Source organism: Lentzea miocenica (genome assembly GCF_033949945.1).
GTDB lineage: Bacteria > Actinomycetota > Actinomycetes > Mycobacteriales > Pseudonocardiaceae > Lentzea > Lentzea miocenica.
This window is the reverse complement of sequence record NZ_JAXAVW010000051.1, coordinates 22018-48064: the sequence shown is the minus strand read 5'-3', so window position 1 is coordinate 48064 and position 26047 is coordinate 22018. Positions and strand designations below refer to the sequence as shown.

The window sequence follows — 26047 nt, the reverse complement described above, 5'->3', positions numbered from 1 at the left end:
ACAAGCACAAGAGACTTACCCACACATGTCGGGTACGCGGCCCTCGTGCGGTTTGGGCGTGGGCTCGTCGGTTGTCCGGAGAACACCCCGTTATGCCGTTGACGAGTTCTGCCGTCTCCGCACCAGAAGGTTAACGGCGGGAGCCGGCGTCGATGCTGAACGGGTCGCTCGACGCTGGCAGATCTGGTCCGGCGTCATCGGATCACGCTGGCTGCTGCGGCTGGGAGTGACAGCTCGCTCAGCACCAGATGAAGCGCCCGGCCGACCACGAACCCTAGATCCTCAACGAACCGGGCGAGGTCTTCGGTGGTTGCCCCACGGAGGAGCGTCATCGATCGGTGGATGGGGTGGTCACCATGAACTTCCGCGCTCCGCAACCGGTATGCAGCCCTGACGAACTGCTCTACCTGCTCGCGCCCGACACTCAGCAGTGGGTCGTCTGCCAGCAACAGCGCAGCGTTCGCAGCCGCGGGCGCGCCTTTCTGCGGCCCCTCGAACCCGTGTCGCTTGAGGAACAGGGCTTCGCAGCAGATGACGAGGTCGATGAGCCGGTCCTCTGGCTGGGCTTTGGAGCCGGCGAACACGAATCGACGCAACGCCACTTGCAACGACCGGTCCTCTCGAACCACTGGGTTCCCGAGCATCTCGTACACGTCGCGTACGGCCTCGACCTGCTCGTCGATGAGCACCTGGGTCGGCCGGCTGATGTCGGCCGCAACCACGGTCGGCAGGGCAGCGCTGCCCTCCACTGTCGGCGGAAAGTCGTCGTCGTGCTGGGCATGGATCGGACGCGTGGCCACAACAGAGCCACCGCACACGATCCGCAGGGCAGTGACCAGCCGCTGTGCCGGTTCCTCCAGCCTCGGGAAGTCGGGAGCTTGCGGTTGGTCAGGCATTTCCTTCTTGTACGACCGCGCCGGGTAGCTCTGCTCACGCGTCACGGCCCACTGGTGAAACCGGGAGACCTGCACGCTGTTAGGGCCACCGCTGAACTCCGTCGGTACCGCCAGGACCTGGATGGCCCGGCTGACCTGGCGGTCAGTCATCGGGCGCAGGACCACGCCGTCGGCCAAAGCGATTTCGGCCATGCTCGCCGTGAAGCCGTTGAGCGGGACGAACTCCACGAAGCGGATGGAGTCGGACCGCAGACCAGCATCCAGTCGCTCGAACTGGAGCTCGAACGCTGCTTCGTCGAACTCGTACGAACAGCTGGCGATGATCATGGGTTCGAGCAGGTGCTCCACCAACAGCCAGTCGAGCGGTCGCTGATTCAGCGAGAACTCGGTGCCAACCATGGTGTCGAGACGAGTACGCAGGACGGGATCTGCGTCGATCGCCTCGCGAACCGCGGCCATCTCGGCGAAGGTGCTCAGCCAGCCGACAACGGTGACCCACTCAGGCATGTGCCAGGCATGGGGCCGCAAAGCGACGAAGGACTCTTGGCCATATCGCCACCAGTTCCGTAGATCCGCCATCGCGCCAACGCGCGGGGCACCGTCGCGCTCCGTCAGGTCGCGCAGCGCGGCAACGAGCAGCGCGGCAACAGCGTTTCGGATTCGGTCTCGCGTAGGTGACTGCATCGGCCCCGTCCTCGCCGTCGACGTCCTGCTCGCATAGGACCCGGTCAGGCGCGAGCCACACAGAATACAGTCGGCGTCCGCTGAGGACACGCGAAAATCGTCTGGCGCGTCGGCTTGCCGGCGGGCCCCGGAACGCGGCGGAACCTCATTCGGCCTCGTCGGCAGAGGACAGCGCCGGGATGAACTCCGCGGACCGTTACGGGAGGGCGGATGCTGTCCTGAGAGGAAGACGTACAGGCACATGCGTTGCGTCAGCAAGGGCTGATCGATCTCGGCGATCGCCCGGTATCTCGGTGTGGACCGCAAGACGGTGCGCGCGCGTACCTGTCGGGCGAGCGTGAGCCGGGGCGGCTGAGGCACGCGGCCTGTGCTGATCGAGCCCTTCCTCGTGCGCGAGCAGGGCGAGGTCGGACGGGCGTCGACGCCAGGAGCAACGCGCACGGGTGCGATGCGTTAGTTCGGCCAGGATCGGGGCAAGCAGGTCGATCTCGGCTGCGTCGCGCAAGGCGTACGTGGTGACAGCATGACGGTCATGGCCTGCAGCGTTCAGCAAGGCCTTACGCCGGGTGCTCGACAGCGGCTACCTCCCACATCCCGTCTCAGCGGTACGGATTGCAGTCGCTCACTGATGCTGCGTGCTTCTCGCCGTCGCGCTCATCATTCACATTGCCAGGTACGCGTGGCCCGGAGCTGTGCCTTCGGTGTGCGGAAGTCTGATGAGGTGCGTGCCGGAATCGGTGGTTCCGATGTGACGGGCGAGCAGGTTCAGCAGCGTCGCCGCCGTTGCGGCCAGATCCGTGGCCGATCCGTGAAACGTCGGCACCGAGCACCCTCGTGTGGGGACGAGTTCCTCGCCGGGAGCCGGGTCGCGCCAGAAGGTCCAGTACTCCTGAAGATCATTCCGCTGGGCGACCCACGAGCCGGCCGCGGTGTCGAGTTCGGTAAGGGTACGGGGTGAGCCAGGGGTGCGCACGATCATCAGTCCTCGTGTGGCGCTGGCGTTGTCGGTGGCGACCTGGCAGATGAGTGGCTGATCGGTGTCGGTGACGGATCGGACCACGCTGTCGAGGTAGGTCGCGACGGTGTTGGACACGGTCGCGTCGATGAGCACGTCGCAGTCGGGATAGATGAGGTCCATGCCGTAGGGGACGAGGCTGCCGTGGGCGGTCACGACAAGGTCGTCGGAGATGAGGCGCAGGCGGTCGGCGAGCCTCTCCGCCTTGTTGGCGCCGATGTCGTTCTCCACGTAGTTCTGGCGGACGAGCAGGCCGCCGGTGATCTCCCCCTTGTCGCGCAGGGTGATCCTCTGTGCTCCGGCGCGCGCGACGAACTCGGCGATCCAGCTGCCGAGGCCGCCGCAGCCCCAGATCTCGACGCTCAGGTCCTGGAACGCGGCCATGGGTCGTGTGGCGTCCCTGCGGGTGACCACCTCCGGTCGTTCGTCGGAGATCATGCACCACTCCATCTGGTCGTCGGTGGGTATGCGGCTGAGCAGATTGCTGATGAGAGGACCGTGCTCCCCGACCTCGCTTCTGAACTGATCTGCCAGTTTGGCCGGCACACGCCCCGAGATGAGGTGGTAGCGGTGATCAGCGCGCCGCCGTTCAGGCGCGGCGATGATCAGGTACTGCGGGGTGTCAGGCTTGTTCCTTGCCGCGGCCTGGGCCAAGGCAGTGGCGATGGTGTCGGCATGGACGTGTGCGGTGCAGGCGATCGCCTCCAGGACTTCGGGCACGGTACGGCCGGCGCCGTAGACGAGGTGGTTGTCCAGCACGACGACCAGGACCACGTGGCCGGCGCCCCGGACGAGCTTCCAGTCGACAAGATCCAGCCGGTGCGGTGTGCGTGCGGACAGGCTTGCGTGAAGCATTCTCCGGCCGCCTGGCACGAAGCGCTGGCGTGCGACGATCATGGGCGTGCCGGGCGTCTGGTGCAGGACGCCACCGACGGGGTGGTACATGGCGTCGGTGGCGTCGAACGCGCCGCTGGCGGCGTTGTCGAACCAGATCCACAGCTGGTTGAGGAAGCCGCGCACGCCGACATCTGGGTGCCACTCACGTGACGCGTCGAGGTAGACGCACAGCCGTCGGCCTTCCAACACGTGCGCATGGCCGACGAACCGATCATGATCGACCCACACATCCGGTGGAATCAGAGGAAACCCTCGGCCGAACCTCATGATCAGCTCTTCATGCTCGCGCGAGACCGGCATGCCACCCGGCCGGAGCGTCAACTCACTGGTGGTCATGCGGATGCGGATCAGCAACGAACCGTCCCGCGCGGGCGGGAGAATCTCCACGACCTTAAGCAGGGACCGGTGTTCGGCCACGACCTGGCGCAGCTCTCGTAGGCCGGCCTGCTGACTCTTGGTATAGCTGCTCCTGCCTCGGTTTCGGCGGATCATCGGTACGCGGTCAGCCGGCGCGTCCCGAACGCGTGCGCACGTCGGGCACCGCACCGAACCTGCCGGTGGCTCCACCTGACGCGGCGGCGGTCGTGACGGCCACTCGCGCGGACGTGGACCGCCCGGCACCGGCGCCGATCGGGTTCTTGACCTCAAGGCCCATGCGGTGTGCGGACTTCAGCAAGAGGTCTTCGCCGAAGGCACCACCGAGACTGCCGATGACACTCGCGGTGTCGCGCCGGGTCGAGTGGGCGGCTTCGAGAAGCGTTTGGCGCAGCCCACCAAGCCAGGAGCGGAACTTCTCCTGGCGCTCGTTGGGCTCGTTCCACTTGTCGGCGAAGTTCTCCAGTTCGTGTGCCGGGTTCGGCACCCACCACTTGTCGTCGCGCTTGTCGATGTGTTCAGGCATGCCGTTCACCGCGTTCAAGGTCGCGGTGAAGAGGTCTTCCTCTCCTTGATAGGCCCACGCAGCCAAGGTGGTGATCAGAACCGAAGGCGGGCGGTCGCCGACGTCCTTGGCGAAGTGGAGGTAGCAGTGCCACTTGAGCACCTGCACCATCCGCTGCAGGGTGGACCTTGCCGTCCACATCGGCACCATGTCGACACCTGCGGCACGCGCCTTGACCTCCAGCGTCCGTCGCAGCTCCTCCGACCGCCCCTGGAACCAGTCCGAATACCCCTTCGGGTTGCTGTACTGCCAGAAGTGGTTCTTCGTGTCGGTCAGCCGGATGCGCGGCGGCGGCCGGTCGCCGTCCGGAATCGCCGGGAGAACGTCGAGATGGAAGCCCTGGTCTGGGTAGGTCAACGTCCAGGCGCGGCGGCCTTCGACGCACAGCGCAGGGCCGTCCCCGTTGCCTTCTTCCGTCTTGAACTCGTCGTAGGCCTGGAGCAGTTCGCCGACCTCGGTCTTCAACTGCTCCTTTGTCGTGTCGTCTTTCGTAATGTCCTTGTGGCACACCAGGTCAATGTCGTACTCGGTGCTCGACGTGGGCGGCTTGATGACGGTGCCGATCCGGAAGGAGCCCTGTGGGTACACCGACCACTCCGTGCCGCCGTTGAGCACCAGGAAGTTGCCGACGTCCTCGTACCGCTCGACGGCGACGGCGTGGAGTTCTGGCGGAATGTCGAGGATGTCGGCGGCGCCGGTGAAAAGCGTGGAGATCGTCTCCTCGATGGGAGGCGGCATGGGTTTACTCCGTTCGGACAAGACGATGAAGTAGGGACGCTCAGGACGCCGAAAGGTTCAGCTGAGACCGCGGCTGTCAGCTGATCGGGTGGTGATCGTGTACTGATAGGTGCCGTCCTGGAGCCGGTCGTAGATCCGCAGTGGAGGATGGGCCGCGTGCATCAGGTGCCTGCCGATGGATACCGCCGCCGTCGCGGGTACGGCCGGGAAGATCGAAATCTCGGACGCGCCAGGATGATCGGCTTCGATGGCGGACAACAGGTGTCGCCAACACTGGGAGAAGTCGTCGAGGCATCGTTGGGTCTTGATCAGCTCCACGACGGGAAGCCCGACCGGCCGGAGCTCGTACACCGTGTACGTCTCGTCGATCTCTGCTGGGAGACGGTAGAAGTCGATCGACCCCGACACCGAGAACACGACGGCGACCTTCGCGGTGACGGTGCCTGTGCGCTTGGCCGTGTAGGTGAACTCCACCGGGTCCGCCGTGTCGTCCCAGCCCCAGGACTCCACGCCGTCGCGGCGCTTCGGATACAGCTCGGTCTTCACGGTCTCGTCGAGCATCGTGCCCAGCACCACCAGGATCGGGATCCGCGCGACCGCGAACACCGACACGCTGTCCACAGCCTCGCGGTGAACGTGGTTGCGCAGAGAGGCGAGCTGGTGCTCCAGCTGCGCCCGCGCCATGATCCAGAACTCTGGTGTGCTCTCCGCCTCGCCAGGTAGCCGGCGGAGGTCGACCTCGAACTCGTCCGCGCCGTTAAGCAACGTCCAGTCCGGGAATTTGTCCCTGGCCAGGAGTGCCTTGTTGATGCTCTGCCTGCTGACCTCGACCGCCTTGCCGTGCAGGGTGCTGACCACACGCAGCACCGTCGTGCGGTTGCTCTCACGGAGCCCGGTCAGGTTCTTGATCTGACGCTCGTGCGTGCGCTTGAGCCTGCGCAACGTTTCGGTGTCGTAGACGTCCCACAGGCTCGGGGTGTCGACGACGTGGTGCTGGTCGTAACAGAGCAACATCAGGTTCTCGGGGGTGTTCCGCTGGTCTGACGGTAGGTCGGCGTCACCGCGTGGAGAACCCGCCGCGGTCGACCAGCCGACGGTGTGCGCCAGCTGGCCGATGGACACGTCCTGTCCGGTCCACTCCTCGGCCAGCAGGTAGCGGTTGCAGATCGTGCACCGACCGCCCGCGGCCGTCCACACGTAGCGGGCAGCGGCCTCGCTCACGGTGCGGGTCTCGCCGTGGGGGCCTACGACGCGCCTCGGCGAGGGGCGCTTCCTGGATCGGGCGGTCATTCTGTCGGCCTCCAAGTGCCACTGCCTTCACAGTTGACACCAGTCTGCACGACACCACCGACAATTTATGACGCGGTCGGCTGGCAACCCAATGAAACGAGGTCGGTTGGCTAACTGCCGTGGGACGGTCATACGGCGTCGCGGGCGGGCATGCGTCGGCGCCAGGTTCCGCGTGGGTCCGGTAGCGCACTGCGGCGGCACCCCAGTGCTCCGCACCGCGCCCACCCAGTCGATCAGATCGAGGGGCGGCGCAGATCGTCCGGCGCTACCACGGGCCGGGACCAGTCCGTGCGGTGTTGCAGGTTGACGGTGGCGACATTGCCCGCCGTCAGGTCGTCTGCGTCGGGATCGACGATGGAGCCGCGCTCAGCGGCGGGAAGCTGGAACCAGCCTGAGCATCCGTTCACACAGGGGTGCTTCATCTCGGTCAACGCAAATACGCCATCCGGACCTGGCACCGGTTGGTGCCAGATCATCGTGCCCGTGTCCTGGCACAGGTCACATCGCGGCTCGCGCTCCACATGAACCAGCATGCGTCACTTGTCGGCGTATGTCCGAATTGTGTCACTTGAAGGGGTGAACGACTGAACGATTGGTCGTCTGAGGCCGTTTGCCTCTTGCGCGCATGGACCGGCCAGGATGGGGGTGGGCGGCAGGGGAAGGCTAGGGCGCGGCGAGAGTTTGTCAATGGAGTCGTAGCGCTGCGTCTGCTCAGGTGGCTGAGCCTTACTCATTGCCAACATCGCTGCGTGTCATGGTGCTCAACGTTTCGGCCAAGACGGACTTGGCGACCTCGGTGGCTGCAACGAGCTCGGTCAATATGGGCCAGGGGATACGCCCCGCGCCGAGGCCAGCTCGGTCAACGAGTGCGCGCAGGCCTGTTAGCTCCGCTGGCATCGCCCATGCGCGGCAATCTGCGTGCGCCAGGACTTCTCGTGCGACAAAAGCATCTGCCGATCGCTCGGCGTCCTGGACGAGTTCGGTGCACAGAGTCCGCGCTTGAGAACCTGCCGCGAGGACCAGATCGAGAGCAGTCAGCCCGAGTCGCGCACGGAAGAGCGCCGTGGGCCGGTCTGTGGCTTCACAGGCTCGCCGGACAGTGTTGAGCAGGTCGATGACTTCTGCAGGGCCAAGGCTTTGGGTCTTCAGGAGCGCATAGCCGCGAAGGCAGGCCGCTACTGCATGCTCCCAGGTTTCTGATGCCACCGTGTTTTCGACCATGTCCAGCGCGGTACCGGTTTGGCCGCTGGTGACATGTGCGATGATGCGCGTCTGGCGAGCTTCACGAAGCTGCGTATCCGCATCGTCGTACTTCTCGGCGTGCGTAGCAGCCTTCGCCCACTGGCCAGCTGCAGCGAGCGCGCGGGTTCCGTCGTCGCACATAACGTCTCGCAGCCAACGATCTACTGTGGATGGACAGTCGATGATCAACCCGTTGAAGTCGACAGGTTCGCCGTGGATCATTACCTTCCCGCCACCGCGGACGGCTTGTTTGATCGCTTCGAGCTCGCGGTAGGCGCCTTCGGGATCGCCAGCCCTGCGTGTCAGGCGAGCAAGATTCACCAGTGGCTGAAGCGAGGGGATCACTGCTACACCAGAGATTGGCGACGCTGCGCGGAAGATCTGGAATTGTTGGCGGCAGAGATCGGCCGCGAGGTCAGGCAGCCCGCAGTCCGCTGCGATCAGCGCAGAAAGGTTCCACACTGTGCAGGCCCGGTTGATCCGCTCCTCCACGGTGACCGGTTCGCGGCAGGAGTCTGCGCACTCGTGTACGTTGCGCGCGTTGGTTTCTAGGTCTGGACAGCGAAAACGGCGCAGCGGCACAAGCGGGAACCGCGCCAAGGCGCGCTGCTGTGCATCGTCGGCAGTTCGGCTAGTGGAAGTTGCCGGCCTTGCGGCCTCTGCATGTAGTCGATCCTTTGCGTGGCTTGGAGTCGTACGCGCAGGTAGGTCCAGGATCGCAGTACGTGCGGCCCATGCAAGGATGCTCTGTGTCCGTGCTGGCAGCCCCAGGCGGTTCCAGTGGAAGATCACCACGTAACTCAGGACGTCACGTAGACCGCGGCTCAGCGAGCCTGCTCGGGCTGCTTCACCCAGTGCACCGCCCGCTTGCCGAAAAGCGTCAGCCCAGCCGGCAGCGGACGCCAAAGGGCCGTCGGCGGACAGCAGCGGACCATTCGGGCTCGTGTCGGCCACCATCAACTGCTTCAGGCTGCTGGCCATGGTGGTCAGCTTGTCGAGCGGGACGTCCTCGGGCAGCGGGCGTTCCTGGCCGACCCTGTCCCAGGTATCGCCCTGCTCATACCATTCCAAGCCAGCGGCACGCATCAGGGTGGTGCACATCAGCAGCGACAGTTCGCGCCGTCCCAGCCCGGCATCACCATCGCGGATGAGGCGCATGATGGCGCGGCTGTCTTCGCAGAACAGTCCATGTGCGGTCGCCATGCCTTCCCTGCCACCAAATGCTGCGGTCTCCGCTTCGTAGATTCCGTGCCACCAGCGAGAGATTCGGCCATCGTCGGCGGCCTGGTCGAGCGCGACTGCCAGGTGATCCCGCATGGCTTGCCCACCTGCGCTGGGATTCAGCCGCACTCGCCAGCAAGGGAATTTCCTCATGAACCACCAGTTACTGATGAGACCGTTCTCTTCAGCCTGGCTCAGCAGCGGAACGATCGTGTCGACAGCGACCTGTTCGGAGGTGCTCCAGTCGGCGAACTGGATGTAGACCTGCCACCAACCCGACGCTTGCTGTCGTTCGAGCGCGCGGCGCCCGGCTTGCCGATATACCTCAACGGCATCGGCAAGGTCCGCCGGTCCGACTTGCTCCGCTGCGGCTACCTCATTCAGCGAGGTTCCATTCAATACCCGGAGAATGGCGTGCTCCGTGCTTGACGAGTTCGAGAACTGCAGCGTGTCCTCGCCTTGCGCTTCTGCCGTTCGTGGCGCTAGTCGATGAGTAGACATGCGTCCCATCCGGAGATTGGCGCGCTATCACGCGCGGCGGTGTGCAGGGCAAGGGCGGTTCCTGCAATGCCTTCGAGGAATCCGCGGTTCGTCGTCGGTTTCCGGCTGGCTCGGTGGCCCAACCGCGCGGCCAGTCGTGGAAGGTGTTCGGCTAGCCCAGCGGCCTGGGCGTCTTGTGCGGATCGCCAGACGGTTTGATACAGGCCTGCCCAGCCGTGACACACGCTGCCGTCCGTGATGTGTCCTTGTTGGACAGGGTCGTCGAGGCACCGGGTCAGCGCACGTTCGTACGTCAGTTGTCGTTTGACGTCGCCCGTGGCGATGCCGGCAAGCTGGCCGGCACGGGCGATACCGGGCGTGCCGTAGCACCAACTGGGACGCGCGGGGCCTGGCTGGTTGGGATGGCCGATGCGCAGCTCCGCCAAGGTGATCCATTCCGGCCACCAGGGGCCGGCGTCGCTGTCTTGCCGCCAGGAGTCGAGCCATTCGCAGATCGCAGCGATCGCCTCGTACTGACCTTCTACCCAGACCCCGCGCCGGATCGCCTGGCTGAGCAGGGCAAGAGGGCCGGTGATTCCGTGCGCCATGCCGAAGTTGCTGTGTCCGTGCTTGAAGGAAGCGGAGTGACGACGGTGGGGGTCGTGGCCAACCCACCAGCCTGGCAGTACGTCGTCGTTGATCCGCTGAGGTTTGGTCAGAGCGACGAGGTAGCCAAGAACTCGCTCCATCGCGGTGCCGCCAGGTGAGCGACGCAAGAGCAGCGAACCGATGCCGCTCAGTCCGAAGAACACGTCGTACTCGCGGAAGCCGGGGAGTTTGCTGGCCTGGATGCGGGTCATTGCGGCTTCGACGCGTCGGTGCGCGAGTGCGACCACGTGCCTGTCGACGTCTGCGAGTGCGTCTTGGTAGCGGTCGTTGGTACGGGACGCGGCGTTGTCCAACATGAAGGTGATGGCCGAGACTCCCAAATAGAGGCCCGAGGTGTCGGTTGCGCTGACGTGCCCGGCGACTGCTGCGGTGATCCAACGGTGGGCGTGTCGCCATGTACCGCACCCGGCCAGTGCGCGCTCGATGTGAAGCAGGGCGATGCCGGCTGTTCCCTTGGTGAGTGATTGCGTAGCCCAGGGTTCGTCGTCGGGTGGTGGTTCAGGTAGATCCACGTCGGCCGAGTACAGCTCGGCGATCTCGGCGAGATCGGCCGGCGTGATCGTCGCCGTCGTCACTGGTTCTCCACGCGACGAGCGTTGTACCGCAGCGCGCATGCCCGCGCCAGCCGGCCTGTGACGCGCTCAATCACCGGATCGACACCGACCGAACGGTTGTGGTGCAGATGAAGCAGCGACGACAGCACCGTCAGCGGATCGCGTTGGTCGGCGAGAGCTTCTCGATATGCGCGGAGGGCGACAGCACGGTTGTGCCACGCGGTCACGACGTCGGTGCCACCGGGCAAGGATCGCAAGGTCTTCAATGTGCCATCCGGGTCGGCAAGTCCCAGGGTTCGATCACGGAGCGCTGGGTCCAGCGGCCCGTGCTCTCGACGAAGCTGGTGAATCAACCACTCCGAGCCGACCTCTACGGAGTCGGCGAAGTTCACCGCCAGGTCGACAAAGCTGGCAGCGGCTACAGCTTGCGCGTTGGCCCCGGCCCGGACAGCCAAGTTGATCTGCGCGAGAGCAGCCGCGGAGTCGGCCGCGAAGACGTCGTACGCACGATCCAACGCCGTTCCTTCACCGAATCGCCCGGCCTGCGGCTCGTAAGTGACCAGGGCGAAGTGCGACAACAAGTGCTCGGCGCGAAGACCGTTCACCCACTCGGAGAGGCGTTCTACAGCCGGGCCGTAGGAGGACGAGCCGGGCAGGCGCAGATACAGGACGAGGTACTGGTCTGCGTCGGGCTGGCTCATCTGCCGATGACGGCGGAACCACCAGCTGGGACGGTCCTCGTCACTGAAGGCTCCCACCAGCCTCGCAAGCCGCTCGGTAAGTATCTCGTCGAACCTCCCCGAGTGTCCGTGAAGCTGTGCGCACAGGATGGGCGAGTCGCCGGGCAGGTGGCCGGCGTTGCTGGCAACCACCTGCCGCGGACCGGTGACCAATGCGGGCTCGTGACCGGCTGACGACTGGTCGAGAAACAGCGGGATCAGGACCTCGTGACGCCGGCCGAGCCAAGCGTTGTCTTCCGGACTGGACGCTTCGCGCAGTTCGAGCCGGCCGCTGCGGTTCAGGCGATTCCGAAGGAGAAGTCGGTGTAGCGAGTGACTCAGGTCCACCGGTTGTCGGCGGTCAAGTTCGACCATCGCAACCCAGTCGGGGACACGCCACTGTTGCCGCCAGGCGTCCAGGCCGGCCTCCCACTCGGCGAACGTGGCCCCGCGACCCGGCAAGTCGCCAACAGCCAGTAGCCAGCGCGCCGGAGACAGGATCGTTCGTCGGTAACGAACTCGGGGAAGGTACGGGAGCCTGGCTGCAGCCCCGAAGTGAAACGCCTTGTAGACCGAAGCCCGAGCGGTTGTGATGTCGGCGAGGAAGCGGGCCAGCGGCGGAGTCTGGACGCTGGCTTCCAGCGCATGGGTCACACGCGGTTCCACCCGTCGCCCGGTGGAGATCTGGACGAGATGGAAGCGGCGGTCGTCCGCGCTGACGGCAAGGTCCGACAGAGTGATCAGGTGCTCAGCTGATTCTTGGTACTCAGCAATGGGAATTACGTGCGGCACCAGCTGTTCGGAGCGGACCAGGTTCTCGTTTCGTCGCTTGCGTGGCGTGAACGACAGCTGGGCGGTGATTGCATGCGGCCCGGCGGCCGTGAAGGAAGCGGCGACGGCGTCACGGCCTTCCGCGGGCAGCAGGTGTGCAAAGCGGCCCGCCATGCTGCTGCCGGGCCTGGGAGTTCCGGTCACCGCGAGCGTGAACCGGCCGCGGGACAAGGCTTCTGTGGACTGGGCGCGGACTTCGACGGCCATTTCGACACGAGTCGGCAGGTGCACGTCGGTCGGATCGCTTGCCACAAGATCTTCGATCAGGGGATCGGTCAGGACGATCTCATCGCTGCCGTTCAGTGTTGCTCGCTGGATGATCGCGAGCAGCTTTTCGTCGCGTTCGGTCAACTGGCTTGGCGCGCGCCCACGTGACGAACCCAGGTAGTCGGCAGGCAAGCCGAGCCCGCTGTCGGCGACCAGGTCCAGGACGGGCACGAGCGCACCGATTCCATAGCGGGAACGGAAGCGGGAGTGGTAGTCGCGCCACGCGGGATACCCCAACGGGTAGGGCGAAAGCCGGTGCAGGACATGGACGGCATCGCGCACCTCATGAACGACTTGCTCGGGAATCTCGACGTCACAGTCCAGGATCGTGTCGGCGATCACCGGCATGTCGCTGACAGAACTCAAGGCGTGCATCTGGCTGGTGAGTGCCTTGTCGCTGACAACCTTGCGACCATTCGCAGACAGCTGGTGGTGAATCGCTGTGAGCTCTCGCGTCGCGCTCGCGATCTCAGGGATCGTCTCGGCTTCGACGGCATTCAGTTCTGCGCAGACGTGCCCGAGAGCGTCCGGACAGGTCATCGGCGCCAACAGACTACTGATCAAGATCCTCTGGTCGAGCAGGCCCGTCAGCAAGCCGTTGATCTGCTGCGCGGTCGCCGATGAGAACTCAGTCATGAGAAGTTCGCGGAGGACGCCGAATCGCACGGGCGTTCGGGCTGCTTCAACGGCTGCACGGACCGGTCGGCTGTACTTCACTGACACCTCGACCGGCGCCAGCTCCTGGTTGGCTCCGCCTGGAGGCGGCCCCGGTGCCACGAATCGATCGCCGCGGTGGAACGCCGCGTCGTTGACGACCACCGACAGCCGTTCCAGGAGGGGCAAGCACTGGTGCAGGCGCACGAGAACGTCGCCCAGCCATGCTGAATCCGTACGAACGGTTACCTTGTGATCAGGGCCCCAACGCACTTTCGCCGTGGTACCGACCCGCACCGAGCCGATGCCAGCAAACAGCCCGAAGGGGGTTGGGCGCTGCTGCCACCGAAGGATGTAGGCCGCCAGAGCGGTGACGACTCGGCGAACCGCTCGTTCATCATGGCTCCCGGCGGCGAGGATCTCGTCGAGCTGACGGTGTAGTGCCGGACTCGCGTATGCGATGGCTTCGCGAAGATCGCTGTTCCGCCATTGCTCCGCCAGCCACGCCACGCTGTTCTCGTCGAACTCCGGTGCCTCGGGTGGCTCCAAGCCGCCCGACTTCGTGCTCGCGCGGAGTACGGCCATGCCAGCATGCACGTACGTCGTCGATGACCTGGGTGTCACGTCTTGGCTCCTGGGACTCTGCGACCGGCGGAATAGCTGCCGGGTGCTGCTGGTGCGACGCAGCGCACCAGCAGCACCCAGAGGATCAGGAAGGGTCGTCTGCGAACGAGTTGCAGGAACTGTCGCTGCCGGCGCAGGTGTTGCCGCATCCGTCGTCCGTCGGGCAGTCCCCCATGACCGGGCCATAGGCCACGACCACCCGAACGTCGAGCGCGAACTCATCCTCACTCGCAGCGGCAGGTCGCTCTGCCAGCGCCGTGGCGCCGCCCGAAGACAGGACCTCCAACATACGGGTCACTCTCCTTTACTTGGTGTGTTGATGCAGGGCCACCTGACCAGCCGCAGCGTCTGCCGCATTCGGCCAGGAGATCGTGATCCGGCTGTGTTTCTTGTCGACGACACGGCCTTCGGGAATCTGGTCGTCTGCCGTGCCGATCGGGTAGACCCGGAACTGCGGGCCGGGTCCGCCGCGGTGCTCGTGCTTCCAGATCCGGAGCTGTTCTGCTACTTCGTCCGCAAGCTTCTCGGCCTCCGGGCCGAAGGCGTGAGCACCGAACTCCACGTCGTTCTCGTTCGCGGTGTTACGTGTCGTGACGTACGCCAGGTTTTCGCCAGCAACCACAGCCATGGCGGCCGAGTGGCTTCCGGGTGGGGAGATCAGACCGGTACTCAATTTCTTGTCCACGACCACCCGACAGAACCCAGGCAGCGCGGTCGCGAGCCACATCTGGGTGTCGGCCCACGGCTCGAATCGACCGATGGTGGCCCCGCTCCACACCTCCACCCGCGGCGTGTCGAACACGTCTTCCAGCGCGGCCGGGTCGGCGGGGATCTCATCGTCCATCCGCAGGGTGACTTCACCCCCGCGCATCACGAGGAGCTTGCCCTGGTGCGCTCCGGCGCCCTGCATCTGCACGAAGCCGAACAGTCGAGCTGATCGGCTGACCAGGTACCCGTCCGCCTTCTCGAACGCGATCGTTCGTGAGAGGCCCCTGATCTGCAAAGGAACGATGAGAAGCCCAGACTCGGACAGCTGGTCCACCCAGGCCGGTGGGATGTCCCACGCGCCGACGGTGACGAGGATGCGGTCGTAGGGACCGTGCTTTGGAACACCGAACTCGGCGTCAGCCAGCACGACGTTGACCCCCGAGTAGCCCGCCTCCCCAAGAAAGCGGCTGGCCCGGTCCGTGATGTCCGAGTCGATGTCGACCGTGGTTACCCGTCCGGAGGGGCCGACGAGCTCCTTGATCAGCGCGGCGTTGTATCCGCCGGAGCCGATCTCCAGCACGTTCATGCCTTCGGTGATCTCCGCCTGCTCCAGCATGTGGGCCTGCACCTGCGGTGCGGAGACCGAGCTGACCGAAGTTCCCGCTTCGTCGCGCTTGGTGACCACGCCGTTGTAGAGCTGGTAGACCTCATCCAGGTCTACACCTGGAGCGAACAGCTCTCGGGGCACCTTGCGCATCGCTGCCTCGACCTGGGCCGACACGATGGTGCCCTCGATGATGAGGGTGTCGACCATCTGCTTGCGCAGCTCGGCGGCGCGGTCCGGCTCGGCGGCGTCGCTGTTCGCGCCTGGGGGTACAGCCATGTCGTTCACAGGTCTTCCTCGTCGTTTTCGTTGCGGTTGAAGGTGAAACTTCTTCTCGGAAATGTGCAGGCCAGGGGTTGTACCGTATCGGCAAGGTCACGATGAGTAACCTTCAAGTGTTACTCCGTGCCACAGCCTCGGCTCGTTTGGGCGCTGGCTAGGTGGCGACTCGTCGTTGCTATCGATCCTGCTCACTCTGGCCGAACCAACTGCCAGGGTTCCGGTTATAGGCCGGTGGTGTTCGCGCTCCCTTCGGCGGCCACAGGCGTTCGTGCAAATCAAGAGGAACCAGATCGCTGAGTCGCAAGCCTGCTGCCAGGGCGCGGTGCGCGGCATCATCGAATAAGCGGCATGGCCAGGATCGATCCGAGCACAACGGGCACGCCCACGGCTCATCTCGCGTCGGCAGATGTGCTGCCAGGTCATCAACTGCTTGGCTTGCTTGGCCGAGTGGGCTGCCTGCCGCAACGATCACGGCGCGAGACTTGCGGACCTTCTCCACTTGTCACACCGCCGCGCCTTGAGCGTTGCGCCATTGCACCTGCCCTTCGACCAGGTATGCCTCCACGTCGTCGACCGAGCGTTCTTCCATCTGCCACGCAACACAGCCATTGGCTTCCATGTCGTAACGTCCGCGCTGGACCGCGCCGAACAGGAACGCCCCAGCTGCGCCCCGCGGGCGTCGAACGACCCAGGCAGGGAACTCGGCTGCGGGCAGTTCTCGCTCGATCCAGGTCTGTGCATCGCGCGACGATGAGAACTCCTTCTCGGCAACCGTGTCCGCAGTGTCGTCGTCGCCGATGCCCACCCCGATCGTCGCCAAGAAGGCTGTGTCGCCGACAACGCGTTCTCCTGCAGACCGTGCAGTCGAGCCTGACTCGTCGTCGATCGCTGAGATCGGCCAGTAGCGAGTACCGCGGAGAACGCGCAGAAGCGGGAGCAGCGCACCCCCCAAGCTCGGTGTCACTGCGACGGCACAACGCGAACTCATGTTGTGCTGGCTACCGTTCGCGTCAACGACGAGCGCGCCGGCTTCGCGGGCGATGATCGCTCCAGCTGCGGTGTCCCAGCTGCGGTTGCTCAGCGTGAGACTGGCATCGAGAGCTCCATCAGCGACCCACGCCAGCTCGACCGCCGACGACCCAGTTCGTCGAACTCGTTGTGCGCGTTGAGAAAGCGCCTGGTCCAGCTTGGCGGAGGCTCTTGTTCGCGCTGCGCCTCCCTGTCCTGCTCCGTAGTCGCTGAGCGAGATCAGTGACTCCTCAAGGGTTCTCGTTCGCGATACGGCTATGGGTTCGCCGTCTCGGAATGCCCCGTGACCCCTCGTTGCCCAGTACCGGTGGCGGAGAAAGGGCGTGTCGATGACGCCGAGAACGGGTTGATCAGCGTGGACGAGTCCGAGAACCACAGCGCACAACGGAACACCGTGAACGAAGTTGACAGTCCCGTCAACAGGAACGAGCACCCAGTACGCGTCCGGGTTGCCGGTCGCCCCGGTCTCCTCACCGACGAAGCCGACTTCCGGCGTCTGCTCCCGGAGGTGCTCTCTTACGAGTCGTTCGATGTCCAGCTCGACCTCGGTCACCAGATCGCGATCACCCTTGGCCTGAACTTCGCCGGTTTGGTTGCACATCAGGAGCTTGATCGCCTTGTCCATAGCACCGTGCGCAACGTCAAGCAGGCGTGCCGTGTCGAATGTGCTCATCGAGATCCCGAGCGCCCTTCTGCTGAGAGTTGGGTGCGGACAGGGCGCAGGGTGTCCTGTAGCAGCACCACGTTCATTCCGACGGCCACGTTCGCGCCTCCTTGTCGATAACTGAGGCGATCTGGCGGATCCTGTCGTCCGAGTCTCGTTCGGTGAGAATGACGGCGAGGCTTGAGTCGATGTAGTTGCCTGCTCGAAGGCAGCCGCCGTCGGCGTAACGCCCGAACAGCGGGACTTTGTCGGCCGCGACCGTCAAGAGGCTGCCAACGCAGTTGAGCACGCCAAGCGCCGCAAGGCGTGCGCAGAACCCCCGCGGTCGAGGCACGTCGAGTCGAAACAGCGGATACTGGTGGTTCAGGTCCTCGAAGCGCACGCCCTCGGCTAGCCGGAGGCGCGGCGTGTCGTCCAACAACCCCGCCAGCAACGTTGTCTGGTGCACGCGATGGGCGAGCAGCTTGTCGAGCCTGGCCAGGTTGAAACGGGCGATCGCTGCAAGAGGTTCAGCGAGCGTGTAGTTATGGCCAAGCCGGTCGTGTACCCGGTGACCAGGCGGCGGAGTTTGCCAGTGGCTGCGCGCAGCACGGCAGCGGTACGCCAGTTCTTCGTCATCAGTAAGGACAAAGCCTCCCTGACCGGACCAGAGGACCTGCCTGTCGCTTGTGGACATACATCCTAGATCACCGAACGTGCCGGCGTGTTGGTCGTCGAAGCGAGTACCGACTGCGTCACGGGCGTCCTCTACAACCCTGAGTCCGTGCGATCCCGCGAACTCGACGAGCCTGACGATGTCGCCGGTACGGCCCCAGAGATGTACGGACATGATTGCGCGGGTCCGGTCGGTGATCTTGGACGCGACGTCTTGGAGATCGAGACCAACGCCGCGAGTGCCGCTATCGACGAAGATCGGCACGGCGCCCATGTAGAGGATCGGAGCGACCGAACTTGGCGATGAGGCTGCCGAGATGAGGACCTCGTCGCCCTTCTTCACATCGAGCGCGATCAGAGCGCAATGCAGGGCAGCGGTTCCACTCGCTACGGCGATCGCCTCGGCGGTGCCGAAGTGTTGAGCCAGCTCGCTCTCGTACAGATCCACTTGGCTGGTCGCCCAAGGATCCGGCATCCCTGCCGCGATGGACGAAAGCACGTCACTCAAGGTGGGTGTCATACAGCGGATCCGGAACTCAGGCATGCGGCCGATTCAGGACGATCTTCCGCACGTACCACACGATCCAGTCGCTTGCCGCAGACGTGGAAGGCGAACCTGTTGCCGACCAACTGATGAAGCATGTCATCGGCGGCGCTTGACAACCCGTGTTCCACCATGAGGCGGGTCCTCGTGTTCAGCAGGCTCATCGTGATCACCGTGGTCGTCGTCGGGTTGGGCAACTGACCGCGGCAAGGTCGGGGCATCCCTCGCCGCAGCCGGTGCGTTCATGAGATCGTGGCCAGGTACGACGAGGGCAGATGACATTCGATGACATTCGCGGAGGCGCAGGCGAGCGTGGCGCGACACGTGACGATCACCGGTACCCGCTCGGTCCCCGCCGAGTCTGAGGCGCAGCTGCGAGTCCTGTTCGGTGACTACCTCCAGCCGTTCGCCGGTCCGGACGCGCACTTCTACCTCGGAGGTGCCGCTGGCATCGACACAGCTGCGCTGGACTGGCTGGCCGAACGCACTCAGGCGTCACTGACCGTTGTGGTCCCCTGCACGGTGACCGACCAACCGGCAGCGGCTGCTGCTTCCATCCGCCGATGGCAGGACTCGGGCCGGCTCGCTGAGGTCGTCGAGTTAGGCGCTGATCGGTTGGGCACTGCCGCTTACCACACTCGCAACCGCTGGATGGTTGATCGCAGCGGCTTCGTGATTGGCTTTCCCCGAAACACCGAGCCGACCAGCGGCACCTGGTACACGGTGAACTACGCCGCCGAGCAGGGAAAGCCGCGGCTAGTCATACCGGTCTGACCTCGTACAGATGGTGTACTGGACATCGTGACCATGGCCGATCGGGATCTCGGGGCGCTCCTGCTGCGCCAGTTGCGCGAAGGGCGCGGCTGGTCCTGGGCTGACCTGGCCCGAGCGCTCCGGGACACCGCGCGCCAACTCGCAATCGCTTCCCTGATGAACAGGCAGGTCGCAAGCATTCAGCGCACTGTCGCTCGTTGGGAGAGCACGTCCGACCGAACCACCCCAGGTGACCGCTACCAATTCCTTCTGGCACACCTCTATGCGCGAACCGCGACCGGCGACCTGGCGATTGGTCCCGGATCCGATTTCGACATCCTGATGGACGCCCTTCGTCATTTCGGAACGCCGTCTCAGCGCGTACGACAGCTCGTCGAGCTGGTCAGCCGGAGCGGGCGATCCAGTAGTGATGACCTCCTCATGCTGCTGTCGGCTGGAACGCAGTCGACCATCGCCGCGGTCCAGCGTGACCCGTCGAAACTCGACCACGAGGTCATCAACCGGCTGCACAAGTCAGTCGCCGAGATCAACGGACGGATCGGGGCGGCGCCATTCGTTCGTCTCCAGCTCCAGCTCGCGCCGGTCGTCGAGTCGTGCCGACACCTCCTGGAGCTCGACCAGATCGGTCCGCGGGAGGAGTTGGCACTGCTCGCCACGTCCGCGTACTCGTTGGCTGGCCGCTTGGCCTTCGAGACCCGTGATGACGAGGCGGCGATGGCGCTGTACACCGGTGCGACCAAGGCGGCCGAGCACCTCACGGACCGCAGCCATCGAGCCGCGGTCCAGACGAGCCACACCATGGTGACCTTGCACGCGACTGGCAACCTGGAGGCGGCGCGGACAATTGCCCGCGAGGCCACCGTCGAAGCCCACCGCGGCTCCAGTTACGCGATTCGGGCTCGCGCCCACGCCGTGCATGCTGAAATCTGCGCTCGGGCTGGTCAAGCCGACGAGGCGGCTGCTGCCCTGGATCGAGCGTGGAAGACCGTAGAGCAGCTGACCGTTGACGATCCGCACGGCGGGTTCAATGCCGACCGCTTGAACGGATTCGATGGCCTGTGCGCGCTCCATGCGGGTAACGCCAGCCATGCACACGACACCCTCAACCGGTCGGTCGCCGCTTTGCGGTTGTCGAAAGACGCTGTCCAACGTGGCATCGTCAACACCGACTTGGCTCTCGCGCGGCTGCGCCTGGGTGATCCGGCCGCCTGCGTCGCTCTCCTGCACGAAGCTGTCGACATCACCGCGGCCACGGGCGGCCGTGTCGCCGCACAGCGGATTCGGTTGGCCCGACACAACCTTCGGCCGTGGCGAGCCGAGGACTTTCTATCTGAGCTCGACGATCATATTCACGACACCCTGATTGGGCGTTGAACAGGGGAAACGTGGTCGGAATGCCCCACGCCGCCACGGCGGTGGGGCGGTGGGGCGGTACTTTGTCACCAGTTCCGGCAGGCCTGCTTGGTCGAATTGCTGGCCGGTCTTCTTCAACGTCAGGTACGACGTCGCCATCAGGCGGTAGGTCATTAGCGGATCGGCCGGGCGGGTCGTCGTCCGTCATCGTCCACCTGTTCCGTGGAACAACTCTTGGAATTTGCCGGGCAACCTTATCGGGCGCCGGGCCTCGCTTGAGGTGGTACCGCGACGAACGAGCGCTCTCTACACGCCCGTTTTCTGGGCGACGCCATCGTCGCGGAACCCCCGCTTCTCAGTACCAACCAGCCGTTCGGGCGATGCGCAGGGCATCGACCCGGTTGCGGGCCTCAAGCTTGGCCGTCGCGGCGGTCAGGCAGTTCCGAACGGTTCCGACGGACAGGTACAACGTCCTGGCGATCTCCCTGGTGTCAGCGGCGTCGGAAGCCAGCCGCAGCACATCTAGCTCGCGCCGGGTCAACGGACGCTGATCGTTGTCCCATGCCATCTCGTCGAGCGCGAGCTGTGAGTCGATCCGGCGTCCGGTTGCGACGCCGCGAATGGCCTCCGCGAGCTCACCGGCCGGAGCGTCCCTCAGGATGATGCCGTTGACGCCGGCGTTGCGAGCACGACGCAAGGTGCCCGGCCGACCCAAACTCGTGCGAACGAGGATGCGCGTCTCAGGTGCCGTGTCGTAGATCGAGGTTGTCGCGGAAAGACCCCCCACACTGTGCAGACCGAGGTCAAGCACCACCACGTCCGGCTTGCTTCGCACCACTGCCGGAATGATCTCGTCACGGCTCGCCACCGAGGCCACGACGTGCAGATCTGGTTCGGAGTTCAGCAAGGTGTCAAGCGCACCAGGCACTGGTGTCACGTCGCCAGCAAGCAGCACACTGATGTATTGGCTGCGTGCCAGTGAAGGCGTGGACAGCGTGGGGGTGGCTGCTCCCGGCGCCGTGTTTCCGCCCAGCGCACCGTTGACGTCGGCCAGTTCGCGAGCGAGCTTGCGGCATTCGGCGCAGTGATCCATGTGCGCGTCGAGCTGGGCGGCCTCTCGTCCCTTGAGCCCGCCGCGTGTCCACGCGCCGAGTTTCGTTACCGTCGCACGGCAGCGTTCCGCAGGTTGCTGGTTCACGTGCGCCTGCAGGAACGCCTTGCGCAGCCCCTCGCGGGCACGGAACGCCATCGCGGAGACACCGTTCGAGGTCAGTCCCAGCAACGGCGCGATCTCACCGGGAGACTGGCCCTCGATCGCGGTGTGCCACAACACGGTCTGCCACACCTCGGGCAGCGTGGCGAACGCGGAGGCGGCCAGCGCCTGGTCGAGATCTTCCACCGCCTTGTCGTGGAATGGCACGCTGGTCGCCCTGCTGGCGCCGGGGACCTCCTCGATGGCGCCCGCCAGTTCGAGCCGCTTTTCCTTGCGGGTCCTGTCGTAGGCCGCGTGACGCACAGCGGTGAGCAGGTATGGCCGGAACGCCGAACCGGGACCGCCACCCGAACACAGCGCGGCCAGGACCTTGGCAAACGCGTCGGACACCAGGTCGTCGGCGTCTGCGGCGGACGTGGACAGCTGCATCGCCAGGATGTTGGCGGACCGCACGTGGCGTTCGTAGAGCGTGCCGTACGCCTCGACATGGCCTGCACGGACGGCATCGAGAAGGTCAGCGTCCGACGGCGGACGGGCCGATCTCGCGATCGCTACACGGCTCTTCTCCGGCTTCGGCTGGGTGGTGAACCGCTCCGACGAGACCAACGCCTTCACCTGGCGTGGCCACTCCCGGATCGCTGAGAGTGCTGAACCGGCTGTGTAGGTATGCGGCAGAGCTTGTTCAGCTTCGTTGTACAGGACGTCCAGTTGGCGCCGGTCGAGTTGCTCGAACCGCGTCATGAGCTCGTCGAACTCGGCATCCAGAGCTCGCGCTCCGGTGTGGAGGTCCGAGACGTTGCCGTCGTCGTGGTGGCTACTTGCGTTCACTCCCACACCTCCCTGTTGCCGTCGTAACCGTAGTTTTTGAGATGTTCAGACACCCTCAGTTGTCCCAGGGCTCTGTGCAGTCTCTGGTTGACGCATTGCTGGCTGACGCCCAGCACGACGCCGACCTCCCTGTTGGTGAGCCTGTCGACGTAGGTCAGGCTGAGGACGAGCCGATCCTCAGGTGTGAGCTCGCACAACGCTTTCGCCAGGTCCAGACGCAACTCGACATCCCCTGTACCACGTGGAAGCTGCCTGATGAGCAGCTCGTTCTCCCTGTGCACCAAGGGATCGCCTGTACCGCTCGTGCCGATCGCGTCAGACGCCTTCTCACATTTGACAGAGCGCCCGTACCAGTCCTTCACTCGCCTCATGGCCAGCGCCACCAGAAACCCGCCGACGTTGTCCACGGGATTCTTCTGCATGTAGGCGAAGAATCTCAGCCACACTTGTTGAAACACTTCGCCGCGCTCTTCGACGTCGTCGATCCGCGGGTGGATGTACCGCCTGACCGTCGGTGCGTGCGCGTGGAACAGCTCCCTGAACACCTGTTCGGGGAGCTGCTCCTCAGGGCTGGTAGAGGTCACGTCGTCGTGGGCTCCGCGCTGCCCCCGATGGAGATCGTCCACTCGATGCCACCCGACTCGCGCGCGGTGACCGTTGCGGCCTGACCTCCCGCGACGAGTGTCGACGCGAGGGCGGTCATCGTCTCCTTGCGCTGTTCGGCCAAGGCAACCTCGCCACGCACGCGTACCACCGTGTCAGCCAGCTTGACCAGCCGGTGCGGCTCGGGCAGCACACCTGCCACCTGCGGGACAGTCAGCTCGATCATCGGGATCCTTCCTCGTCGACGCCTCCGTCGAAGTGGTATGTCTCCGCGTGCCGAGGTTTGACAAGGGCCAGGCCCGAAATTTTCTCCTCGGAGGTGCAGCGCAAGCCTTGAAACAAGGGGGCAAGCCCATTGACCCAGCTGGTGAGGGATGTGCCGTCCAGTTTCTTCCTCGTGACGTCGACTACTCGATCGAGGTCGGGTACCGCCGCCGGTTGCGCTCAACTACCGGCTCGATCGCATCGCTCCGGGTTCCGCCCAACGCGATCGTCACGACATGTGAGTGAAACCGGGCGCTGGTGCTGACCACGTTCACCGTCACGGTGTCTCCGCTGCCGCAGGAACTCGCCGCACGCGTGGCCGCTCTGCCGGGGTCCCCACCAGTTCGGAGTTCCCACCACCGCACGACGCGGCGCGGCCATCCGACAACACCATGCTGAAAATGTCCGCCGCGATCGTCGCCGACGCCCTCGGCTACCACCACGGCACCAGAACCAAGCTCGCCGCACAGGCCGGCACGACTTGGAGCACGTACGCACCTGGTGATCACTCACCGCGGCAACCGCTGAGGACTCGCGCCAGTTTGACTACGGGAGCTCACTAGTCGGGGACCCTATCCGGATCGGAGGCTCAGCTGTGGATCTTGACGAGCTCACAGCAGCTTCTCCCGCAGCGTCACGGGCACGGTCGGTGGTTGCGGCCACGAGCTGACGGGGAAACAATCCGGCCATGTCGGGTCCCGTCGAAGCCGCCATTCGCGCACAGATCCCGCTCGGCACACGCTTGCCAACGCCGACCGACCGGGCCACATTCGTTGTCCACGAAATGGATGCATCCGGGCTGGTCCTGCTGTTCGGCCCGAAAGAGACTCCGACAACGTTCAGCTGGGCGTGCCTCGAAGGCATCACGGGCTTCCTGCGAGAACGCGGTTGGATTCGTATCGGCGCCAATCGCGACGTTCGCGGTGACGAGACAGCCCTCGACGGGTACCTGAAGCGACACGTCAAGCGACAGACAGCCAACTATGTGGCCGTCGTGCTGGAGCGTGCCGGACTCGTCGAACTCGACTCAGAACCTCCAGCCCGAGTAAGGCTGCGGCAGCAGTAGCGCGGCGCTTCCTCACGGAGAAACAGCGCACGCTGGGACGCGCCGGCGGAGGTCCAGATCTCGAACCCGACCCTTCCATCAAGATCAGCAGGCTCCTGATCCATCGCTAGGAGTACAAGAACACGACTTGCGAGCACGGCAACCGTACTCGGCCCGGCTCAGAGTTTGTGGGCGGCGGCGATACGCGTCAGGTCTGCGCGGAAGAAGGCGTCGTCGAGCAGTTCGCGGATGTCGTCGTCAACGAAGCCGTCAGCGTGGACGTCGCCGTTCTCGTCCACGCTGAGTCCGGTGTCCTCCAGGCGCTTGTTCACCGTGACGAGGTAGTCGCGCTCGACTGCGGCCACGTCATAGGCGCCGGCGGTCGGCCCGAGGTGCGCCAGCACCAGCTCGCCGAGCGTGCGGGCTTCGCCCATGTCGAAGAAGTTGGGCAGTTCACCTAGCAGTCGATCGGTCATGGTCGTCATGATCCGGACCGCAGGTCTCACCCGATCGAGACGGCCCTGCGCCGGAGATGTTCGCGATTGACGTCACGGTCAGCGCTTTACCCAAACAGGAGAGGCCTTCTTACGCATGGTAGGCGTAAGAAGGCCTCTCGCAATTGATGCCCTATTGATTGCTCTTGCGGACGATGCTCGTCGGCCATGGCATGGTCTTCAGTTGAGCCAGCAGCTCTCCCCAGGCGCTGGCGCCGAAAACAAGCTGATCTCCGAGCGGGTCCTTCTCGTCACGGATTCGGACGCCACCACCGGCTAACGCGACACCGACGCAACCACCGGATCCATTGTCTGAATACGTGCTCTTCTTAAAACGGTACAGGTCACCTTCCATACCCGCACCCGCCCTTCAGGGTTGCCTTCACAGGTTCGTGGCCAGTCTATCCAGAAGGTTCCAGCTCTCCTCTGGCGTCAGCGCAACGCCCTGCTCCGGATCGATCATCCACTCGAAGATGGTCTTGTAGCGGGCCAGGTGCTCTCCGCCCAAGTACCAGGCGACCCGGTCGTGTTCGAGGTGGACCACGTCCGCCTTGGGCTCCGGAGGTACGCCGTGGGCGATCCGGAAGCCGGCGTCCTGGACTACGTACCCGCCAGCTTCGAGGGGAATTATTTGAACCTTCTTGCCAGGTTTAGCGGCCACTTCTTGTAGGTGGCGGCAGAGTCCCTTCATGACCGACGGCCCGCCGACCATTCGGTGAAGCATCGCCTCGTCGATCGTCACGTGAACGATCTTGCCTTCCAGCTTTTCCAGTCTGATCTGGCGTAGCTCTACGGATCGATCGAGGTCTGCGACGGTGCTCTCGGGCTGCACTGCCCTGCGGAGAGCGCGGATGTAGTCGGGCGACTGGAACGGGCCGTAGGGCTGGCCGGTGCCGTGTGCCCAGATCTCGTCGCAGATGCCCTCGACTTGCGCCCAGTCCAGGGTCTCGGCATTGGCGACATCGCTGTAGGTCTGAAGTGGGTTGGCTTGGCTCGTCTGCTTGGCCCACTTCTTCAGCTCGGCTGTCTCTTCCTCGCTGGCGCCATACTCCTGGCACATGATCTCGACGTAGGCGAGGCGGATCGACTGCTGGCCAGTTTCCATCTTGCTCAGCGTGCCCTGTCGAAGATCAAGCCTCTCGGCGATCGCCTTCACCGAGACGCCGGCCTCCTCGCGGAGCTCACGCAGCCTCTCGCCCAGGCGGCTTCTCACGAACGGTGTTCGCGGCTGAGCGTCCTTCGCCATCCATCCTCCTGTGCCTCCTGA

General features: G+C 64.9%; 22 protein-coding genes and 1 pseudogene. 3 read left to right on the top strand and 20 right to left on the bottom strand.

All coding sequences use genetic code 11. From position 1 onward, the window contains the following. Positions 1-194: 194 nt before the first annotated feature. From SK803_RS42640 to SK803_RS42580, 13 genes are all read right to left on the bottom strand, one after another. Complete coding sequence (locus SK803_RS42640; protein WP_319971930.1) at positions 195-1580, bottom strand: hypothetical protein; 1386 nt, start codon at positions 1578-1580, stop codon at positions 195-197. 661 nt (positions 1581-2241) lie between these two features. Then, positions 2242-3984: a ThiF family adenylyltransferase gene (locus tag SK803_RS42635; protein ID WP_319971929.1), complete on the bottom strand. Its 1743-nt coding sequence runs from the start codon at positions 3982-3984 to the stop codon at positions 2242-2244. Positions 3985-3994: 10 nt separating this feature from the next. Then, entirely contained in the window at positions 3995-5170 is a 1176-nt protein-coding gene (locus tag SK803_RS42630) for a nucleotidyltransferase domain-containing protein (protein ID WP_319971928.1), read from the bottom strand. Between the two features lie 57 nt (positions 5171-5227). Continuing rightward, on the bottom strand, positions 5228-6391 hold the full coding sequence (locus tag SK803_RS42625) for an SAVED domain-containing protein (RefSeq protein WP_319971927.1): 1164 nt from the start codon (positions 6389-6391) through the stop codon (positions 5228-5230). Between the two features lie 302 nt (positions 6392-6693). Then, the gene (locus SK803_RS42620; protein ID WP_319971926.1) at positions 6694-6993 is read right to left on the bottom strand and encodes a hypothetical protein; all 300 of its coding nucleotides are present in this window, start codon (positions 6991-6993) and stop codon (positions 6694-6696) included. Between the two features lie 193 nt (positions 6994-7186). Then, complete coding sequence (locus tag SK803_RS42615) at positions 7187-9424, bottom strand: thiopeptide-type bacteriocin biosynthesis protein (RefSeq protein ID WP_319971925.1); 2238 nt, start codon at positions 9422-9424, stop codon at positions 7187-7189. Then, positions 9406-10647 carry a lanthionine synthetase C family protein gene (locus SK803_RS42610; protein ID WP_319971924.1) on the bottom strand — a complete coding sequence of 414 codons (1242 nt, stop codon included), beginning with the start codon at positions 10645-10647 and terminating at the stop codon, positions 9406-9408. Before SK803_RS42610 ends, SK803_RS42615 begins: the two co-directional genes overlap by 19 nt. Continuing rightward, entirely contained in the window at positions 10644-13682 is a 3039-nt protein-coding gene (locus tag SK803_RS42605; protein WP_319971923.1) for a lantibiotic dehydratase, read from the bottom strand. Before SK803_RS42605 ends, SK803_RS42610 begins: the two co-directional genes overlap by 4 nt. Before the next feature lie 124 nt (positions 13683-13806). Next, positions 13807-14010 (bottom strand): FxLD family lanthipeptide, encoded by a 204-nt coding sequence (locus tag SK803_RS42600; RefSeq protein WP_319971922.1) that lies wholly within the window; start codon positions 14008-14010, stop codon positions 13807-13809. A gap of 15 nt (positions 14011-14025) precedes the next feature. Next, positions 14026-15312: a methyltransferase, FxLD system gene (gene fxlM, locus SK803_RS42595; protein ID WP_319971937.1), complete on the bottom strand. Its 1287-nt coding sequence runs from the start codon at positions 15310-15312 to the stop codon at positions 14026-14028. 505 nt (positions 15313-15817) lie between these two features. Next, positions 15818-17017, bottom strand: coding sequence for an inositol monophosphatase family protein (locus SK803_RS42590; RefSeq protein WP_319971921.1), 1200 nt, complete (start codon positions 17015-17017; stop codon positions 15818-15820). A 73-nt stretch (positions 17018-17090) separates the two neighbouring features. Further along, complete coding sequence (locus SK803_RS42585) at positions 17091-18161, bottom strand: DegT/DnrJ/EryC1/StrS family aminotransferase (RefSeq protein ID WP_319971920.1); 1071 nt, start codon at positions 18159-18161, stop codon at positions 17091-17093. 17 nt (positions 18162-18178) lie between these two features. Further along, positions 18179-18370 carry a hypothetical protein gene (locus tag SK803_RS42580; protein ID WP_319971919.1) on the bottom strand — a complete coding sequence of 64 codons (192 nt, stop codon included), beginning with the start codon at positions 18368-18370 and terminating at the stop codon, positions 18179-18181. 121 nt (positions 18371-18491) lie between these two features. Between SK803_RS42580 and SK803_RS42575 the strand changes: the two genes are divergently transcribed. Beyond that, positions 18492-18980: a hypothetical protein gene (locus tag SK803_RS42575; protein WP_319971918.1), complete on the top strand. Its 489-nt coding sequence runs from the start codon at positions 18492-18494 to the stop codon at positions 18978-18980. A 27-nt stretch (positions 18981-19007) separates the two neighbouring features. Next, positions 19008-20354, top strand: coding sequence for a hypothetical protein (locus SK803_RS42570; RefSeq protein WP_319971917.1), 1347 nt, complete (start codon positions 19008-19010; stop codon positions 20352-20354). A gap of 334 nt (positions 20355-20688) precedes the next feature. Here SK803_RS42570 and SK803_RS42565 read toward each other — a convergent pair whose 3' ends face one another. The 4 genes and pseudogenes from SK803_RS42565 to SK803_RS42550 all read right to left on the bottom strand — a co-directional run bounded on the left by SK803_RS42565 (position 20689) and on the right by SK803_RS42550 (position 23203). Beyond that, the gene (locus tag SK803_RS42565; RefSeq protein WP_319971936.1) at positions 20689-21294 is read right to left on the bottom strand and encodes a response regulator transcription factor; all 606 of its coding nucleotides are present in this window, start codon (positions 21292-21294) and stop codon (positions 20689-20691) included. A gap of 120 nt (positions 21295-21414) precedes the next feature. Then, a pseudogene (locus tag SK803_RS42560) lies at positions 21415-22287 on the bottom strand (sigma-70 family RNA polymerase sigma factor); the annotation flags it as partial. A gap of 83 nt (positions 22288-22370) precedes the next feature. Beyond that, complete coding sequence (locus tag SK803_RS42555) at positions 22371-22958, bottom strand: RNA polymerase sigma factor (protein WP_319971916.1); 588 nt, start codon at positions 22956-22958, stop codon at positions 22371-22373. Then, positions 22955-23203 carry a hypothetical protein gene (locus tag SK803_RS42550; protein ID WP_319971915.1) on the bottom strand — a complete coding sequence of 83 codons (249 nt, stop codon included), beginning with the start codon at positions 23201-23203 and terminating at the stop codon, positions 22955-22957. The genes SK803_RS42555 and SK803_RS42550 overlap by 4 nt, the downstream gene beginning before the upstream one ends. A gap of 726 nt (positions 23204-23929) precedes the next feature. Between SK803_RS42550 and SK803_RS42545 the strand changes: the two genes are divergently transcribed. Then, complete coding sequence (locus tag SK803_RS42545; protein WP_319971914.1) at positions 23930-24307, top strand: hypothetical protein; 378 nt, start codon at positions 23930-23932, stop codon at positions 24305-24307. A gap of 158 nt (positions 24308-24465) precedes the next feature. Here SK803_RS42545 and SK803_RS42540 read toward each other — a convergent pair whose 3' ends face one another. The 3 genes from SK803_RS42540 to SK803_RS42530 all read right to left on the bottom strand — a co-directional run bounded on the left by SK803_RS42540 (position 24466) and on the right by SK803_RS42530 (position 26026). Next, positions 24466-24762 (bottom strand): hypothetical protein, encoded by a 297-nt coding sequence (locus SK803_RS42540; protein ID WP_319971913.1) that lies wholly within the window; start codon positions 24760-24762, stop codon positions 24466-24468. Positions 24763-24913: 151 nt separating this feature from the next. Continuing rightward, positions 24914-25135, bottom strand: coding sequence for a DUF397 domain-containing protein (locus tag SK803_RS42535; RefSeq protein WP_319971912.1), 222 nt, complete (start codon positions 25133-25135; stop codon positions 24914-24916). A 27-nt stretch (positions 25136-25162) separates the two neighbouring features. Beyond that, the gene (locus SK803_RS42530; RefSeq protein ID WP_319971911.1) at positions 25163-26026 is read right to left on the bottom strand and encodes a helix-turn-helix domain-containing protein; all 864 of its coding nucleotides are present in this window, start codon (positions 26024-26026) and stop codon (positions 25163-25165) included. Positions 26027-26047: the final 21 nt, after the last annotated feature.